The 15,933-nt window shown below is 68.3% G+C and carries 18 protein-coding genes and 1 pseudogene; 11 read left to right on the forward strand and 8 right to left on the reverse strand.

Going from position 1 to position 15,933, the window contains the following annotated elements:
• Positions 1-80 precede the first annotated feature (80 nt).
• Entirely contained in the window at positions 81-629 is a 549-nt protein-coding gene (locus ACIBBB_RS18985) for a GNAT family N-acetyltransferase (RefSeq protein WP_398983348.1), read from the reverse strand.
• Positions 630-789: 160 nt separating this feature from the next.
• Here ACIBBB_RS18985 and ACIBBB_RS18990 point away from each other — a divergent pair, with 160 nt between their 5' ends.
• Positions 790-1,692: a phosphotransferase family protein gene (locus ACIBBB_RS18990; protein WP_398983350.1), complete on the forward strand. Its 903-nt coding sequence runs from the start codon at positions 790-792 to the stop codon at positions 1,690-1,692.
• Here the strand turns inward: ACIBBB_RS18990 and ACIBBB_RS18995 are convergent.
• Both ACIBBB_RS18995 and ACIBBB_RS19000 read right to left on the reverse strand, forming a co-directional pair.
• A pseudogene (locus tag ACIBBB_RS18995) lies at positions 1,591-1,901 on the reverse strand (hypothetical protein); the annotation flags it as partial. The gene ACIBBB_RS18990 and the pseudogene ACIBBB_RS18995 sit on opposite strands and share 102 nt — an antisense overlap.
• A gap of 55 nt (positions 1,902-1,956) precedes the next feature.
• Complete coding sequence (locus tag ACIBBB_RS19000; RefSeq protein ID WP_398983352.1) at positions 1,957-2,457, reverse strand: ATP-binding protein; 501 nt, start codon at positions 2,455-2,457, stop codon at positions 1,957-1,959.
• A gap of 237 nt (positions 2,458-2,694) precedes the next feature.
• Between ACIBBB_RS19000 and ACIBBB_RS19005 the strand changes: the two genes are divergently transcribed.
• The 3 genes from ACIBBB_RS19005 (at position 2,695) to ACIBBB_RS19015 (ending at position 4,747) form a co-directional block, all read left to right on the forward strand.
• Complete coding sequence (locus ACIBBB_RS19005) at positions 2,695-3,570, forward strand: helix-turn-helix domain-containing protein (RefSeq protein ID WP_398983354.1); 876 nt, start codon at positions 2,695-2,697, stop codon at positions 3,568-3,570.
• Positions 3,567-3,818, forward strand: a complete 252-nt coding sequence (locus tag ACIBBB_RS19010) for a DUF397 domain-containing protein (protein ID WP_398983356.1) — start codon at positions 3,567-3,569, stop codon at positions 3,816-3,818. Before ACIBBB_RS19005 ends, ACIBBB_RS19010 begins: the two co-directional genes overlap by 4 nt.
• An 83-nt stretch (positions 3,819-3,901) precedes the next feature.
• On the forward strand, positions 3,902-4,747 hold the full coding sequence (locus ACIBBB_RS19015) for an SAM-dependent methyltransferase (RefSeq protein WP_398983358.1): 846 nt from the start codon (positions 3,902-3,904) through the stop codon (positions 4,745-4,747).
• A gap of 48 nt (positions 4,748-4,795) precedes the next feature.
• On the opposite strand, the gene ACIBBB_RS19020 is transcribed toward ACIBBB_RS19015, so the two are convergent.
• Positions 4,796-5,194 carry a hypothetical protein gene (locus tag ACIBBB_RS19020; protein WP_398983401.1) on the reverse strand — a complete coding sequence of 133 codons (399 nt, stop codon included), beginning with the start codon at positions 5,192-5,194 and terminating at the stop codon, positions 4,796-4,798.
• 30 nt (positions 5,195-5,224) lie between these two features.
• On the opposite strand from ACIBBB_RS19020, the gene ACIBBB_RS19025 reads away from it, so the two are divergent.
• The 5 genes from ACIBBB_RS19025 to ACIBBB_RS19045 all read left to right on the forward strand — a co-directional run bounded on the left by ACIBBB_RS19025 (position 5,225) and on the right by ACIBBB_RS19045 (position 9,958).
• Entirely contained in the window at positions 5,225-5,692 is a 468-nt protein-coding gene (locus tag ACIBBB_RS19025; RefSeq protein WP_398983360.1) for an aldehyde dehydrogenase family protein, read from the forward strand.
• 87 nt (positions 5,693-5,779) lie between these two features.
• Complete coding sequence (locus ACIBBB_RS19030; protein ID WP_398983403.1) at positions 5,780-5,926, forward strand: hypothetical protein; 147 nt, start codon at positions 5,780-5,782, stop codon at positions 5,924-5,926.
• Between the two features lie 133 nt (positions 5,927-6,059).
• The gene (locus tag ACIBBB_RS19035) at positions 6,060-7,838 is read left to right on the forward strand and encodes an acyl-CoA dehydrogenase (RefSeq protein WP_398983362.1); all 1,779 of its coding nucleotides are present in this window, start codon (positions 6,060-6,062) and stop codon (positions 7,836-7,838) included.
• Between the two features lie 205 nt (positions 7,839-8,043).
• Positions 8,044-9,519, forward strand: coding sequence for a glycerophosphodiester phosphodiesterase family protein (locus tag ACIBBB_RS19040; RefSeq protein WP_398983364.1), 1,476 nt, complete (start codon positions 8,044-8,046; stop codon positions 9,517-9,519).
• 214 nt (positions 9,520-9,733) lie between these two features.
• The gene (locus ACIBBB_RS19045) at positions 9,734-9,958 is read left to right on the forward strand and encodes a hypothetical protein (RefSeq protein WP_398983366.1); all 225 of its coding nucleotides are present in this window, start codon (positions 9,734-9,736) and stop codon (positions 9,956-9,958) included.
• 141 nt (positions 9,959-10,099) lie between these two features.
• Here the strand turns inward: ACIBBB_RS19045 and ACIBBB_RS19050 are convergent, their stop codons facing one another.
• Positions 10,100-11,632 (reverse strand): serine hydrolase domain-containing protein, encoded by a 1,533-nt coding sequence (locus ACIBBB_RS19050; RefSeq protein ID WP_398983368.1) that lies wholly within the window; start codon positions 11,630-11,632, stop codon positions 10,100-10,102.
• A 44-nt stretch (positions 11,633-11,676) separates the two neighbouring features.
• Here ACIBBB_RS19050 and ACIBBB_RS19055 point away from each other — a divergent pair, with 44 nt between their 5' ends.
• Complete coding sequence (locus ACIBBB_RS19055; RefSeq protein WP_398983370.1) at positions 11,677-11,892, forward strand: hypothetical protein; 216 nt, start codon at positions 11,677-11,679, stop codon at positions 11,890-11,892.
• 202 nt (positions 11,893-12,094) lie between these two features.
• Here the strand turns inward: ACIBBB_RS19055 and ACIBBB_RS19060 are convergent, their stop codons facing one another.
• The gene (locus ACIBBB_RS19060) at positions 12,095-12,928 is read right to left on the reverse strand and encodes an alpha/beta hydrolase (protein WP_398983372.1); all 834 of its coding nucleotides are present in this window, start codon (positions 12,926-12,928) and stop codon (positions 12,095-12,097) included.
• 190 nt (positions 12,929-13,118) lie between these two features.
• Here ACIBBB_RS19060 and ACIBBB_RS19065 point away from each other — a divergent pair, with 190 nt between their 5' ends.
• Positions 13,119-14,048: a GntR family transcriptional regulator gene (locus ACIBBB_RS19065; protein WP_398983374.1), complete on the forward strand. Its 930-nt coding sequence runs from the start codon at positions 13,119-13,121 to the stop codon at positions 14,046-14,048.
• A 101-nt stretch (positions 14,049-14,149) separates the two neighbouring features.
• Here the strand turns inward: ACIBBB_RS19065 and ACIBBB_RS19070 are convergent, their stop codons facing one another.
• Together ACIBBB_RS19070 and ACIBBB_RS19075 are read right to left on the reverse strand one after the other, a co-directional pair.
• A complete protein-coding gene (locus ACIBBB_RS19070) occupies positions 14,150-15,385 on the reverse strand; it encodes a copper resistance D family protein (RefSeq protein WP_398983377.1) in 1,236 nt (411 codons plus the stop codon).
• Positions 15,386-15,585: 200 nt separating this feature from the next.
• The coding region (locus ACIBBB_RS19075) for an aminotransferase class III-fold pyridoxal phosphate-dependent enzyme (protein ID WP_398983379.1) at positions 15,586-15,933 on the reverse strand (348 nt) is incomplete at its 5' end.

The following is a 15,933-nucleotide window of genomic DNA, read 5'->3' on the forward strand; positions in this document are numbered from 1 at the left end:
CGGGGGGATCTCGCTCGCCCGCCGCGTCGGGGAGAGGGAAGTTGCCCGGGTCGCGTGTTTCGTAAGCGGCGCCGTGCGACTCAGACCTCGGGAAGCGATGGATCGGGAGTCCAGGGGTCTGGTGCCGTGATGGACCAGCGTTCGTGGTCCCGCCAGGACCCGTCGATGTAGAGGTAGGCGGGCGAATTCCCTTCGTGCCGGAAGCCCAGCCGCTGGACCAGGGCCAGGGACGCCTTGTTCGCCGGCTGAATGTTGGCCTCCAGCCGGTGGAGCCGCAGGTCGGTGAAGGCGTGCCGCAGGGTGGCGACGAGCCCCTCGGTCATGTACCCGTGCCCCGCGGACGGGGCGAAGGCCGCGTAGCCCAGGGACGCGCCCTGGTAGCGGCCACGGATGATCGAGTTGATGTTGACCATGCCGGCGGCTGCGCCGGTCTCCCGGACACGGACCAGATAGCCCCGGTTGGTGCCGTCGTCGAAGCGGCGCATCCAGACCTGGAACTCCTCCGCGGTCGCGGCTAGCCGCATCCATGGCTGGTGCAGCTCGGAACTTGCCTGCACGAGCGTGCAGAACTCGTCCTGGTCGGCGAGAGTGAGCGGGCGCAGTTCGACCCGTGACGGCATCTTGAGCATGGGCCAACGTTAGGGCCTGTGAGTAGTGGCGGCCGCCTCAGCCTCTGGGGCGCCCTCTTGAGCAGTAACCCTGTCACCCGTGTCGCCGTCCGGATGATGAGGTGGCGCGGTGACCAACCACGATGAGGCGACAGCTGTCCGACCGTTGACACTGGCCTGGGTGAGGCGGCACCTGGAGGTCGGCGAACGGATCGTCAGAACCGAGGCGCTGCATGGCGGCATCACCGCCGAAATGCGGAGGCTGACCATCGGCACGCGGGACGGAGGCACGCGTGACCTGGTGCTCCGGACCTTCGTCAATCTGCGGCACGCCGAGGACTCGCTCAACAGGGAGGCCGACGCCCTGACCCTGCTCACGGCGACCGGCGTGCCGGCTCCTGAACTGGTCGCGGTTGATCCCACCGCAGCGCACTGCGAGTACCCGTCGCTCCTCATGACACATCTGGCGGGCCGGACCGTCCTCGACGATGAGGGATTGGAGACGCGCGTCCCTCTGCTGGCCCGTCAACTCGTGGCGATCCACGCGCTGCGACCCGCCGAGCGGCCCCGGAAGTATGTGACATTGACGACCGCCGACACCGTCGTGACTCCGGAGGGCGCCGACGCGGTGGCATGGGCCGCGGCCATCGAAGTGATCCGCGAGCCCGCGCCGCCCTACGAAGGGCGATTCCTGCACCGCGACTTCCACCCCGGCAACGTGCTGTTCGACGTACGGCCCCCAAGCCAGGCAGGTCCCCGGATCACCGGCATCGTCGACTGGGCGGCGACCTCCTGGGGCCCGGCGGACCTCGATGTCGCGCACTGCTCCACCAACCTCGCGCTGCTGCACGGCCCGGCGTGGGGCCTGCGGTTCGCCGAGGCGTACGAGCAGGCCGGCGGGGTGCTGGCCGCGGCCGCGAGCGAGCGGCTGTACTGGCGGGTGCGGGACGGGCTCGCGTTCTCAGAAGAAGTGCGCGTGGTGTCACGGCCATGGCGGGAGGCGGGGAGGACGGAGCTGACAACGCGAGCCGTGGAGGAGCGACTGGATGCCTATGTCACCGCGCTGATGGACACGCCGGGCTGAGCCGAGGCAGCCCGGGAGGACCCTGAAGGAGTCTTCCCGGGGCGCCACCATGGCGGAGGGGACCGGTCGAGCTCAAGACAGAGTGCGACGTCATGAGGATGGGCTTCTTGTCGCACACCGTCCGTCAGCTCGGCGGCGGCGCGGGACTCCCCGGCGCGGCGGAGGAACTCGGCCGCATCCGTTCCCGCCTCGGTTGCCCTCCGGGCGATTGCCGAGGTGGCGAAGGAGGCCCGACCCGGCCTTGGCGGAGGCCGGCATGGAGGGCTACACGGTCCTCGGCTGAGGAGACCGGGAGACCGGGTGGCGAGAGCCGCCCACATGGTTCGCTGTTGTCAGGGTGGCCCACACGGCGTTGCCGCCGGTGAGGCCCGAACGGCTGACTCCCCAGCTGGCTGCGAGCTGCTCGACGAGCAGCAGTCCGCGACCGCCCTCGTCCTCCGGGCCCGGCTCGTATCGGGGAAGGCTCGTTCCGCTGTAGTCGTGGTCGTGGACCTCCAGGCGGAGGCACTCGTCCGTGACGAGCCCGATGCCGCACAGTATCTGCACGCTGAGGGTGTGGACCACGGCATTGGTGGTCAGTTCGGACGCGAGCAGAACGGCGTCCGCGTGTAGTTCGTCCGGCAGGCCCCAGTCGGTCAGCCGTCCTCTCAGAAAACGACGGGCGACCCCCACGCTGGCGTGCTGCGCCGGAAGTTCGAGCCAGTGGGTGCGGCCAGGGTCCGCGTTGTACAGGAGTTGGAGAGAGGGAGTCGTGTGGGGGGACACGGCGGTTGCCTTCCGTACGAGCGGGCGCTGCCAGGAGAGCGACTGAACGGCCAACAGGCGTGCGGGCGCCGGATGTTGAATGTGGCCGTCCAAACGAATGGCACAAGTAACTATGCTCGCAGGCAAGTTCAGCGCGCAACCAACTCCCTGATATTTACAGCGAGCCGGTATCGGGCTGGCGGCTTCGGCAAGTCGCTGTCAGACTTGTACTGGTGACGGACCATCTGGAGGTAGGGCGTGAGCGAAGGCCGTTCGGCGACTGGCAGCGCCAGTGCGCCCACTGTTCTCCGCATGATTCTCGGCCGTCGGCTCCAGGAGCGCCGGGAAGGCGCCGGCGTATCGCTGGACGGCGCGGCCAAGGCCCTGCGCGTGACAACGCTGACCATCCGCCGCCTGGAGAAGGCGGAGGTCCAACTCAAGCCTCTCTACGTGGAGAAGCTGTTGGAGACCTACGGCGCCGAACGCCGCGAGATCGAAGAATTCGTGGCATTCGCCGAGCGGGCCAACAAGCCGGGCTGGTGGCACCCGTACCGTGATGTGCTGCCCACCTGGTTCAGCGCCTACGTGAGTCTGGAAACGGGAGCCACGACACTCCGCACCTACGAGCCCCACTACGTCACGGGACTGCTTCAGACCCACCGGTACGCGTACGCGGTACTGAGCGGCGGTTTTCCGAACGAGGGTGACGCGGAGATCGAGCGTCGGGTGGATCTGCGGCTGCGCCGCCAGGTCCTGCTGGACAGGAGCGACGCGCCCACCCTGTGGGTGGTGATGGAGGAGGCCGTACTCCACCGGGTGGTGGGCGGGCCCGAGATCATGCGTGAGCAGATCGACCGGCTGCTGGAGGTCTCCGAGCTCGACCATGTCAGCGTGGACGTCGTGCCGTTCTCCACAGGTGCCCATGTCGGGGCGTGCGCGCCGTTCACGTATTTCCGTTTCGACGAGCCGGAGCTGCCCGACGTCGTCTACAGCGAGATCCTTTCCGGCGCCGTGTACCTGGACCAGCGCTCCGATGTCGCGGCACACCTCGAAGCGCACAACCGGATGTCGCTGCTGACTTCGTCCGCGGACAGCAGGGCTCTCCTGAACCGCATGCGCAAGGAGTATTCATGACCATCACCAGTGGCCCTGTCTACAACGGGATGCCCGCGTCGGAGCTGGGCGAGCAAGGCTGGGAATGTCCGTGGAGCGGCCCCAACGGAGGCCAGTGCGTCGAGACGAAACAGTTGCCCGACGGCAGCGTGGCGGTGCGTCAGTCGACCGATCCGGCCGGCCCCGCACTGATCTACACGCCACAGGAGATGACCGCGTTCGTCGCGGGAGTGAAGAGAGGCCTGGCCGATCACCTGATGGCGGGCTGAGCAGGTACACCAGCGGGAGGGGGAGCCGGACCTGGCGGCGGCCCGGCCCGGCAGGACGACGCACACCATGGAAGAGGAGCAGGATGACCAACGCGCACGCCGGCCGGGGAATTGACACCAGCAGGCCGCACTCCGCTCGTATGTACGACTACTACCTTGGCGGCAAGGACCACTTCGAGGTCGACAAGCACGCGGCCGAGACGGTTGCCTCGGTCTACCCCGGTATCTTCGCGTGTGCCCGGGAGAACCGGGCGTTCATGCACCGGGCCACCCGTGTCCTGGCCACCGAGCACGGCATCCGGCAGTGGCTCGACATCGGCACCGGAGTCCCCACGGAGCCGAACCTGCACCAGGTCGCGCAGACCGCGGTCCCGGACGCCCGGGTGGTCTACGCCGACAACGACCCCCTCGTCCTCAAATACGCCGAGCGGTTGATGCGCAGCACGCCCCAGGGCCGAACCGCCTACATTGAAGCGGACGTCAACGACCCCGGGGCGCTCCTGACCGCCCCGGAGCTCACCGAGGTCCTGGACCTGACCAAACCCGTGGCGGTGTCCCTCAACGCGCTCATGCACTTCGTCACCGACGCGCAGGACCCGTACGGGATCGTCGACCGGGTGCTGAACATCCTTCCTTCGGGCAGCGCACTGGCCCTGAGCCACTGCACGCCCGACTTCGACCCGGAGACCTGGCAGAAGGTCACCGACATATACACCGGTGCCGGCACGCCGGTGCAGTTCCGCTCCCAGAAGGACGTCACCCGCTTCTTCGACGGTCTCGACCTCCTCGACCCCGGCGTCGTCGTCGGCCACCGCTGGCGTCCCGACGCTTCGCCTCAGGACAGGGCCACGACGCCCACCACTTCCACGACGGAGCCGCTCACGGACGCGACGGTCAGCCTGTGGACGGGAGTGGCCATCAAGCCGTGACCTCTCCCCCACCACCGGGTTGTGGGCACAGACGGGTCGGTCGTCCGTTCAGTGTTGTGTGCGCGTCGGCCGCTCCTGCGAGGTGTCCGTTCCCCAACTGGCCGGCAGGCGCAGCGCGTCTTCCGAGGGCGAGCCGGGCTCGGCGTGGTAAGTCGTCAGCGATTGCTCCTGATCGCCGGGGAGCCCAAGGGTCTCGTAGCGCAGCGTCAGCTCCCCCACCAGGGGCGGTGACAGGCGCATGGTGCCGTGCGTCTTCTCTTTGACGTCGTGGGCGGCCCACAGCCTGCGGAAGTCCTCGCCCTTCATGGACAGTTCACCGATCAGCGAAGCGAGCAGCGGATCGTCCGTGTGCAGGCCGGCCCCCAGCCGCAGCTGCCCCACCACGGCGTACGCCTTGGACTCCCAGCCCGCGAACAGCGTCCGGGATGCCGGGTCGAGGGAGGTGATCCGAAGGACGAGACCACCCTGATCGGCCCCATGGCCAGTGAGCGCGGCTTGGAAGGGCTGCTACGGCAGATCGAGGACGCGAAGGCCGCGGGGGCCCGGATCGTTCACGGCGGCAGTCGCGTCGACCGCCCAGGGTTCTACCTCGAACCGACGATCATCACGGACATCGACGAGAACAACCCGCTCCACCAGGAAGAGGCCTTCGGGCCGGTGCTGTCCTTCTACGTCGTGGACAGCGAGCAAGAAGCGATCCAACTGGCCAATACCACCAGGTTCGGCCTGGGGAGCTACATCTTCGACGCCGACGTCGAGCACGCCCAGCAGGTGGCGTCTCGCATCGAGGCCGGCATGGTGTACATCAATTCCTGCTTCGCCGACTCGCCGAGCCTGCCTTTCGGCGGGGTCAAGAACTCCGGATTCGGACGCGAACTGTCGGAGCTGGGCATCGGTGAATTCCTCAACCGGAAGCTGGTGAGGATCGCTCCCCAGCCTGTGTGAGGGAGCGGGACGCACCACCCTGGCCGACCGAGGCCAGGGTGGTGCGAGGAGTGAGCCCTCGCTTCCCTCGTTCGTGGTGCGTGCGTCATGGCGGACACGGTGACCACCGGGCAGGCCGCAGGCGCCCCAGTCAGCCGCGTCATGGTCGCGGCAACCATCGCCAATGCCGTGCATCACGCCACCGGGATCCGCGTACGCGACCTGCCGATCACCCTGGACAAGCTGATTGCCTGAGGGGTGTCGCGCGTCCGGCGGGCGCGATTGGGTGCGCGTCGAGTGCCGGGGTGGGTTCCCCTGGTTGTCATTCTGATGGTTACCACCCGCTGGTCTGCGTCGTTGGTGCGGCGTGATGATCAACACTGATTCCGTGACCGGCTCTCAGCCGGCCCTCGACAGCGCAAGGCTTACCGAACTTCTGTTCCTTGACGGGCCTTCACCCACCGATTTCCATGACCGCTGGCGCAAGGCGATCTCGACCGAACTGTTCCGCTACCGCAGTGGCGCCCGCGTCGAGGAGAGATGGCAGCTTCCCTACGACCGGTTGCGGGCCCTGAACGAAGAACTGCTCTCCCCTGAACACCTGGTCCTTGATCCACGCGGGCTGGCCGCCCTGCACGAGTGGACTTCGGTGGCGGACGGTGCCACGGCGACCGTGGCCGGCATCCACTACAACCTCTTCCTCGGGAGCCTGCTCGACGACCGCCTCTCGCCGGCGCGCGATCTGAGCGAGTTCACCAGCCTGGCTCGTACCGGCACCTTCCTGTGCACCGAGCGCGCGCACGGCAACGATGCCGCCGCATTGGAAACCGTCGCCCGGTACGACCGTGAACGGGACGAGTTCGTGCTGCACACTCCGCACGAGGGTGCGCAGAAGTACATGCCCAACACGAGTCCTGCCGGGGGGCCGAAGAGCGCGGTGGTGGCTGCCCGACTGCTGATCGACGACCAGGACCAGGGCGTCTTCCTTTTCCTCACCCCGCTGAGTGACCGTCAGGGAACCCTGCCGGGTATCACCGTGGCGATGCTGCCGGAACGCGTCGGCAGCCCGGTGGACCACTGCCTCACCAGCTTCGACCAGGTGCGCCTGCCCCGGACGGCGCTGATCCAGGGCGAGCACGGACGACTGCTGCCGGACGGCACCTTCACCAGCGCCGTGGGCAGCCCGCGCAAACGGTTCCTCCACGCCATCGGCCGAGTGACTGTCGGGAAACTGTGTATGAGCGCGAGCACACTCGGCGGCTGCCGGGCGGCGCTGGCGATCGCCGTCCGCTACGCACAGACCCGGCGGATCTCCGGCCCGGTGGCCGGGCAGCGTGTCCCGCTTTCCGCGCACCGCAGCCACCACACCCGGCTGCTGGAACGCGTGGCCACCGCCTATGCCATGACCTTCTTCCACCGATCGGTCACCGAACGCTGGATCACCCACGAGCCCGAGGACCGGGCGACAACCGAGCGTCTCGTGGCCGTGGCCAAGGGGTGGATCACCTGGCAGGCCCGGGAGATCACGATCGAGAGCCGGGAGCGCTGCGGCGCACAGGCGCTGTTCCCGGTGAACGGGCTGGCGGAGTTCGCCGCGAACGTGGACGGCGCGATCACCGCGGAGGGGGACAACCTCGCGATCTGGTGCAAGGCGGGGGCCGAGATGATCTTCGGTCACACGCTCGCCCCGGAGCCCTTGGAAGCCACCGGCCAGGACTGCCCCACTGACCCCGTCTTCCTCCGACGGGCCATCGCCGCCGCCGAGCATCACTGGCACATGACCGCACGGCGCGACTTGCGCGGCGGCGAGGCGGGTGACGCACTCGGGCGCTGGAACAACGCGTCCGCCGCCGCCCTGGACCTGGTCGAGACGTACGCGGTGGGCCAGGCCGCCGACGCCTTCGCCTCTGCCTGCGACCGTGCCACCGACCCGCGCACACGCACGGTCCTGGACGACCTGCACACGCTGTTCCTGCTGCGCCAGGTCGACTCCCGCAGCGGGCTGCTCCTGGCCGAGAAGGCACTCACCGCCCATCAGGTCCGCGCACTCCCCCAGACCTTGCGCAGCCTGACCGCCCGGCTCGCCCCACACCTGCCGACACTGACGGAAGCCTTTGACATCCCGCAAGAGCACCTGTCCGCCCTGCCGATGCTGACGGCCCCCTGACAAGGCCCGCAATCGCTCTCGGTGAGCACTTCCCGCGCCGCCCCGCCCCCATACCGCCCAACGGCGGGCCGCACAGTCAGTGCTCACCGAGACCGGATCCGGGGCTTTCCTCCGGGCGGCTGCCGGTGCGGCGGCTCGGCCGGCGTTCAGGGGCTGTGTGCCATTCCGCGGGCCGGGTGTCACTTGCCGGAGGCATCCTGCGTCCATGCTCAAGAAACGAATGACTCATCTCGCCACGGCTTCGGTGCTCGTACTGGCCACCGGTGTCCTCGGATTCACGGACGCGGCGGATGCCGACGGCTCCCCGATCGGACAGAGTTCACACTCTTCCCGTCATATGACGGCCCGTCATGTGACGGCGGCGGAATCGGCCTACCGTTCACTGCTCGACCACAGTGCGGGCGCGAGGGTTCTCACCGCCGCGCATCGTGGTCAGTGGCGGGCCGCCCCCGAGAACAGCCTTCCGGCGATCCGGGCCGCCTTCGACCACGGCGCCGAGGTCGTCGAACTGGACATCCGGCGGACCAAGGACGGCCAACTCGTCCTCATGCACGACGAGTCGGTGGACCGGACGACGAACGGAACCGGCAAGGTGTCCGATCTGACACTGGATCAGATCAAGAAGTTGCGTCTGCGACAGGGGGTCGGGGGCGCGCAGGCTCCCCCGACCGATGAGGTGGTGCTCACCCTGGCCGAGGCGATGAAGGCCGCGAAGGACCGCGGTCTGGTCAACCTCGACAAGGGCTGGCCGAACCGCGAGGCGATCTACCAAGTCCTCCGGGACACCGGCACGGTCCGCAACGGCATCTTCAAGAGCGACGCCCCGGTCGCGGACGTACTCGCCTTCCGGGCCGAGCACCCGGACGCCCTGTACTTCCACATCGTCCAGGACAGCACGATCGACTCGATCGACCAGTTCGGCGGGAATCAACCCATCGGATACGAAGTCATCTTCGACAACGACCAGGACGCCGTCGTACGCAAGCCGGTCATCGACCGGATGCGTTCCACCGGCCGGATATGGATCAACTCCATGTGGTTCGGCCTGGCCGACCATTACACCGACGAGGCATCCTTGATCGATCCCGCCCGCGGTTGGGGCGCCCTCACCGACATCTTCGGTGCCACGGTCATCCAGACGGACAACGTCGAGAGCCTGGAGTACTGGCTGCGCACGGGCCGTCCGGAGCCCCGGCCCTCCACGGGGACCATCCGTATCGAGAGCGAGGGCTTCGCCCGCGGCGGTGAGGGTGTCGCCTACCACGACTCCGACAAGGGCAACCACGGGACCGCCGCCAGACTCAACGAGGACGTCGACATCTGCGACCAGGACGGTGCTGTCGCCGCGTGCTGGATTCGCGCCGGTGAATGGATCGACTACGAATTCGTGGTGGGGAAGTCCGGGTACTACGACGTCGCGGCCCGCGTCTCCTCCCCGTACTCGCCGGCCGGCACCTACCGTGTGGCGTTCGACGGCGGGGCGCGGAGCGCTCCCGTCCCGGTGAACATCACCACCGGGCACAGTCTGTTCTTCTCGCAGCCCAGTGGCATCACCCCGTATCTGAAGGCCGGCAGTCACCGCGTCCGTCTCCTGATCGACGAGAACGCCTTCCAGAACTTCAACCTGGACTATCTGCAACTCACGCGGACCAACGGACCGGCGCCGCACTCCGCCGCCTGATCACGCCGTGGGGCCGGGGCCTTCGGGTCCGGGCCACCACCGTGCGAAGGCCGCGCCGCCGCCCCGGAGGAAAGCTCCGGCCGGCGGCGCCGGCACGGAGGACCGGCCGGTGGGTAAGGGCGGCAACGGCTCGGGGCCGGGGCGCTCGGCGGATCAGTCCTTGGGCAGGAGCCAGCCGATGTACAGTTCTTCCGCGCCTGTGAGGAATGTCCGCATGAGCTGTCTCGTAGCGCGGGAGAGCGCCGGCCGGGTCCTCGTCGATGTTGTCCCGCAGGACCGCCCAGTGATATTCGGCCCAACCGCGCTGCCTCTCGTCGCCGCTCTCAACCGCCGCGCGGTAGCCGGCCTCGGCCACCGCGCGGTCGTCGGCGCGGGGGTCGCGCTGGAACAGCAGGCGGCTGTAGGCCAGTCGAGCCGTGAGCAAGTGCGCGGTCGGTGATGCGGGATCGAGCGCCGCGACCGCCTTCTCGGCCTCCTCATGGCCCTCGATCGTGAAGAACCAGCGGTCGACGGCGATCTCCGCGCACAACTCGGGCAACGGCAACAGTTCTTGGACATTCGCCGTCGCGATCTCGTCGACTCAGGAGTCGGCGCGGTCTCCGGTGGCCAGGACGGCGCTGTCATCCGCTCCGGTACTCCGCGGCCTGCCGGTCGCCGTGGGAAGGACGGTGGGTCCGGAGTTGACGTTGACCTGGCGAACGACGGTGACCCTGTCGTCGGTCAGGGTGAGGGTGAACCGGTCGATGAACGGCGACTCCAGGAAGTGCCAGGTCAGATGTAGTACGTCCGCGTCTTCGGCGGACCACTGCGCGGCCGCGACGATCAGCGCCGAGGGATCCTGATACGAGTGGTGCAGCCGCCATACGCTCGCTCCGGTCTCCTGCTTCACCCAGTGCCCCAGCCCGTGCTCGACGGGATGCCGGCCGCGTTCGTCCTCCAGCACGACCCGCACCGAGTCGGCCCGGACCTCGATACCGAGGGACCGCAGTCCCTGCTCGTTGGGATCGAAGTCGTACGTCGCGGCGAAGCCGGTCCGGCGGGACGACGTGGTGGGCTCCTCAGGGGCTCGGGCGCCGATCACGTGACGCCGTACCGCTTCATGTTCGGCCGGGTCGGCGGGGAAATCGCCGCCGACCCGGCCGAAGGCCGTCCGGAAGGTCTGGCGGAGCATGCCGGGCAAGTCGTGATACGTACCGTCGCCCATCGCGCCGGTGACCACCACGACCCCGCTCTGGTCGGGGAAGACCATGCACTCCTGGCCGAAAATGCCCGACGCGCTGTAGATGCGGTCCTCGGTCGTCCAGAACTGGTAGCCGTAGCCGGAGTCGGCCACGGCGTCCGGTCCCGGACGCATCAGTTCCTTGCCGTTCCACTCACCACCGACCGCCCGGCGCACATGAAGGGCGGACACCTTCTGCACCCAGCCCGTGGGCAGAATCCGGCGGCCTTCCCACATGCCGTCCTGGAGGTGGAGAACACCGAAGGAGAGCAGGTCCCCGGGCCTCATCGACAGCCCGTTCCCCCCGCTGGCCACTCCCTCCGGGTCGTGTTCCCACTCGAAGTCGGTAATGCCCAGCGGCTCGAAGAGCCGCGGCCGGAGGTAGTCGTCGAGCGACTGTCCCGAGACTTCCTGAACAATCGCGGAGAGGACGTGGCTCGTGGTGCTGCTGTAGAGAAAGGTCCGGCCGGGCGGTTCGACCACCGGCTCCTCCAGGAACTCACCGACCCAGCCGGTCCGGCGCAGCCGGGTGGTCGCACCGGAGAGCCCTCGGGCCTGACCTGTCTGCATGGTGAGCAGGTCGCGGATCCGCATGCGGCCGAGGTTCTCGCTCGGGTCGGCCGGCAGCCGGTCGCCGAAGAAGTCCACCACGGGGTCGTCCAGCCGCAGGAGTCCTTCCGCCTCGGCGAAGCCGACGGCTGTGCCGGTGAAGGACTTGGTGGCTGAGTGGATCTTGTGCTTGAGCCCCGGTTCGTGCGGCCACTGCCACAGGTCGAGCACTGTCCGCCCTCGGTGGTGGACGAGCAGCGAGTGCAGGCGCATGTCCCGAGCCGCCAGATCTGTGAGCAGCCTGTGGATCGGGCCCATGCCGAGGGGCGGCAACTCGTTCGCCATGGTCACCGTTCTTGTCGGTCTTGGGGTCTGTGAACACTTGTCAGGTGCGCGAGGTGGGCGAGAACGCGGTCGGTGACGAACTCGTTGCCCCCGGCCGTCCGCCCGAATCGTCCGGCCGGGGTGAACAGGGGCCGGGGCGGATGCCGCTGACGGTGGCCGTCGCGGGCAGCCCCTCGATGTATCGACGCACAGCCGCGCGGGCACGCACGTCCCACCGGGTGGAGTGGACGGAGGAGCCCCGCGCGGACCGAGTCCGGTGACCGGTCCGGGAGGCAGCGAGCGCGACATGACGATCGGTCTTGTTCGCGAGACTCGAAGAAGTGACCTACTGCCGTGGACATATCACGCACGCCGTCCACGAACGAGACACCTGCCGTCGCCGTGTAGTGGCCCTGGCTTCCGGGCCCCTCACCAACGAATGTAGCAGATCCGACGGACTAATCAATAGCCGTAGTTTCCACTTCAGGCGCGTCGCCTCAACAGCCCAGCCATGAACTCCTGCACCACCGGGATCACCAAACTGCCCTTGTGCGCCACGCCAGGCACCACGTCGAAGCGGACCTTGACCCCTTGCGCTTCGAAGCTCGCCCGCAGCGTCTCCAGCCGCTCGATCCGGGTACGGCCGGTCTTCTCCGCGCCGTCCATCCAGTTGGGCCCCCCGACGTTGTTGATCTCCCACGTCTCGGTGTCCTCGCCGCCGACGACCATCTGCACGGGTAGCGCGCGCAGGGCCGTCAGGTCGATGTCGATGCCGAAACGCTCCTTGAAACCGCCGGTGCCCAGCCACCACGGCAGCGAGTCGTCGAGCTGCGTGATGCGGCCGGGAGCACCGATCGAGATGCCCGCCAGCCGGCCCGGGTGCGCGTAGGCGAAGCGGTGGGCGAACTGACCGCCTCCGGAGAACCCGTGCAGCAAGAACCGATCGGTCTCGGTGTTGAACCGCTCACCGACCTCGTCGACGATATGCAGCAACTCCTCGTCGAAGCGCGTCCCCCGGTACTCCAGGAACTTGAAGCTGTGCAACTCCCCCGGCTCCACCAGGCCCGCCGGGAAGAGCGGCGTGAGGATGACACAGCGGTTGTCAATGGCGAACTGCTTCCACTGGTTGCGGTAGAGCTCGGCGGACCTTCCCGTGCCGTGCTGGATGACGACCAGCGGCAGCGGGGCGGCCTGTGCGGTGTGGTCCTTCGGCACGTACAAGGCGTAGGACAGCCTCTGGTCGTGCCGGGAGGCGAAGAAAGGGGTGCCGCCGATGAAGTGGGCGCCCTGCGAATCGGGTTCCGTCGGGGTGGGCATCTGGCGTGCTCCTCTGATTTTCGACTGAATAGATTATAGGCTATAGCTAAATATGGTGCCCGAAGGGCGAGGCGCGCACGCCTCGACCCCACGGGGCAGGTCGGCGCCCACGACATCGACGCGGTCCACGGCCGCCGCTCCTGAGGGAGGATGGCACGAGCATCCGCGGACGAGGCGAAAGGGACTGAAGGTGCCTGACACCACCACCGGCGACGACAGGTCGGCTCCCCCCGAGGAGACCGAACTCACCGCCCGTCTGAGTGCCGAGATCCTCGGGTACCTGCGCGAGAAAAATCCACCGATCGGCCACCGGCTCACCGAGCGAGCCCTCGCGGAACAGCTGCGGGTCTCCCGCTCACCGGTGCGCAAGGCACTGCGGCAACTGCACCGCGACGGGTTCATCGACCGTACGGAGTCCGGACGTTATCTGGTCGCGCGCTCCGGGGCGGGAGTCACCGCCGAGCACACCGACCCCCCGGAAGACGCGGTCTATCTGCGCATCGCCGACGACCGGCTGGACGGCAGGCTGCCCGACCGGATCACCAAGAGCGCTCTGCTGAAGCGGTACGGCCTGACCCGGACCCAGCTGGATCAGGTGCTGCTGCGCATCTCCAACGAAGGCTGGATCGCCCCGCTGCCCGGCTACGGCTGGACATTCCTGCCGGTGCTCACCTCGCTGGAGTCGTACCGGAACAGCTACCGCTTCCGGCTGCTGATCGAACCGGCCGGCATTCTCGAACCCACCTTCCGGGTCGACCGGGAGGCGATCGGCAGGCGGCGGGAGGAACAGCAGCGGATCGTCGACGAGGGCGTCGCCTCGGTGTCCGGCGCCCGGCTGTTCGACCTCAACAGCCGCTTCCACGAGACCGTCGCCGCATGCACCAACAACGACTTCTTCGTGGAGAGCCTCGCCAGGGTCAACCGGCTGAGACGACTCATCGAATACCGGCGGGCGCTGGTCCCCGAGCGGGCCGTCGTCCGCTGCCGCGAGCACGTCGAACTGGCCGATCTGCTGCTGGCCGGCGAACTCACGTCGGCGAGCGCCTTCCTCCGCAGCCACCTCACCACCGTCGGGGTGGAGAAGTCGGGAACCGAAGAGCCCCGGCACGACACCGGATGACGGAAGGTGTCCCACCTCTGCCCGGATTCCCGGTGCCACTCAGCACACCGCCCGCTCGGCTTCCCCGTCCTGCGGACGGCACACCGCGCAGGACAACGTGGTCATCGTTGAGACGCCCGGTCATCGCCCGGCGAGTGCGCCGGCAGCGGCCTGCCTTCCTCCTTCCCGGTCAGCGGTGACCGGGAGAGCCGTTCGGACAGCTTGGCGGTCGTCACGAAGGAGACCGCGAGCATCACCACCAGCAGCGCGCCGAGCGCGATGATCCCGCCACTGAGCGTCGGATCGGGGTCGCCGGCCTCCTCGCGGGCCGAGCCGGTGAGGAAGGTGAGAACGAAGAGTACGCACACCGCGAGCGCCACCTCGACCGCGACCAGTGCCGGGACGGTCCGCAGCGCCAGGCGGAAGACCGAGCCCTCCTCCCCCGCCGCGCGCGCCTTGGCGATCCGGGGGAACATCACGAACTCATTCAACCCGCCGATGCAGATCATCACAGCTACCAGGGACACCTTGACCAGCAGAAAGCGCCCGAAACTGGTGGTGAACAGGTCAGCCGGGCTGCCGACGGTCATCCAGGTGAGGAAGAGCCCGCTGATCAGCACACATCCAACGGCGGCGAGCGCCAGCGTGCTGAACCGGGTCCACAGTTGCGCCCAGGTCGCGCCCGCCGCCGGACCGAGCCGTCGTCCGGCTGCCGCCAGCACGACCAGTCCCGTGATACCGCCCACCCAGGTGGCGATCGCGAACACATGCAGGTGGTTCATCGAGATGTCGAGCACACCGTGGAAAGTCGCCTCGCCGAAGTTGGTCGGCAGCAGCGTCACTTGATGGGCGACGAAGGCCAGCACCAGCGCGGCACCGACGACCTCGGCCGTCCGGGACCTGACCCGAGGCGACCACAGCAGGATCAGCACCACCGCGGACACGGCCCACATCAGATACTGCACCAGTGTCAGCGTGCCTCCGGCGACCCACTCCCCCGGATTGGCCGGCGCCCGGACGTACTCCCAGATGGTGCTGGGGACCAGGGCTTCCCCGTACGGTATTTCACTGTCTTCGGCCCGGGACGCCTTCCCCGCGATCTGGAAGTAGAGCGCCACCAGGAACCACGTACCGATGAGGGCGAGGAGGAGTCCCGCCCGGCGTTCGAGCACGTCCCGGTGGCGTGGGTCCACGGACGGCCGGTGCAGCACGGGCCGCACCACGATCAGGTAGAGCATGCCGACCCCGAAGGTCCCGATCAGGCCCGCGAAGTAGGTCATCTTGGTGATGATCCGCCAAGGTGCGGGCGTGGGGTTGGCGGCATTGGCCAGCGCGGCTTCGGCGATCAGTTGGGACATCAAGAGCCTGTCCTCCTCGGATGTGAAGGGATAAGGACTGCGAGCGAAAGCTGTCGAGCGCCGGCGCGCATATCGTCCGGCCTCGGGAGTACGAGAACCACGGGCGTTCCGCGAGTGGGGGCCGGGCCGGCCGGAGGACCGGCCGCGGCGTGAACGACCGTGGAGGGAGCCGCCTTCGGAGCGTGCCGACCGCGGAGCGATCAGCCGGCGAACACCGTGCGCAGTTGGTCCAGGCCCCAGTCCAGGTCTTCCTTGCTGATCATCAGGGGTGGGGCGATGCGGATTGTCGAGCCGTGGGTGTCTTTCACCAGCACGCCCCGGTCCATCAGCTTCTCGGAGATCTCCCGGCCCGTGCCGTACGAGGGGGAGATGTCCACGCCCGCCCAGAGCCCCCGGCCGCGGACCTGCTCCACCGCGCCGCCGGTGGTCATCAGCCCCAGTTCGTGGTGGAGGTGATCACCCAGCTCCGCCGCCCGCTGCTGATACTCACCGGTGCGCAGCATCGCGATCACCTCAAGGGCCACCGCACACGCCAGCGGATTCCCGCC

This window comes from Streptomyces sp. NPDC051217, from assembly GCF_044455465.1.
In the GTDB taxonomy this organism is placed as follows: domain Bacteria; phylum Actinomycetota; class Actinomycetes; order Streptomycetales; family Streptomycetaceae; genus Streptomyces.

Coding starts and splice junctions, on each gene's coding strand:
- ACIBBB_RS19045 (WP_398983366.1), top strand. CDS start 9,734: ATGAGCTGTCTCGTAGCGCGGGAGAGCGCCGGCCGGGTCCTCGTCGAT.
- ACIBBB_RS18985 (WP_398983348.1), bottom strand. CDS start 629: ATGCTCAAGATGCCGTCACGGGTCGAACTGCGCCCGCTCACTCTCGCC.
- ACIBBB_RS19060 (WP_398983372.1), bottom strand. CDS start 12,928: ATGCCCACCCCGACGGAACCCGATTCGCAGGGCGCCCACTTCATCGGC.
- ACIBBB_RS19030 (WP_398983403.1), top strand. CDS start 5,780: ATGGCGGACACGGTGACCACCGGGCAGGCCGCAGGCGCCCCAGTCAGC.
- ACIBBB_RS19010 (WP_398983356.1), top strand. CDS start 3,567: ATGACCATCACCAGTGGCCCTGTCTACAACGGGATGCCCGCGTCGGAG.
- ACIBBB_RS19040 (WP_398983364.1), top strand. CDS start 8,044: ATGCTCAAGAAACGAATGACTCATCTCGCCACGGCTTCGGTGCTCGTA.
- ACIBBB_RS19015 (WP_398983358.1), top strand. CDS start 3,902: ATGACCAACGCGCACGCCGGCCGGGGAATTGACACCAGCAGGCCGCAC.
- ACIBBB_RS19050 (WP_398983368.1), bottom strand. CDS start 11,632: ATGGCGAACGAGTTGCCGCCCCTCGGCATGGGCCCGATCCACAGGCTG.
- ACIBBB_RS19070 (WP_398983377.1), bottom strand. CDS start 15,385: ATGTCCCAACTGATCGCCGAAGCCGCGCTGGCCAATGCCGCCAACCCC.
- ACIBBB_RS19025 (WP_398983360.1), top strand. CDS start 5,225: ATGGCCAGTGAGCGCGGCTTGGAAGGGCTGCTACGGCAGATCGAGGAC.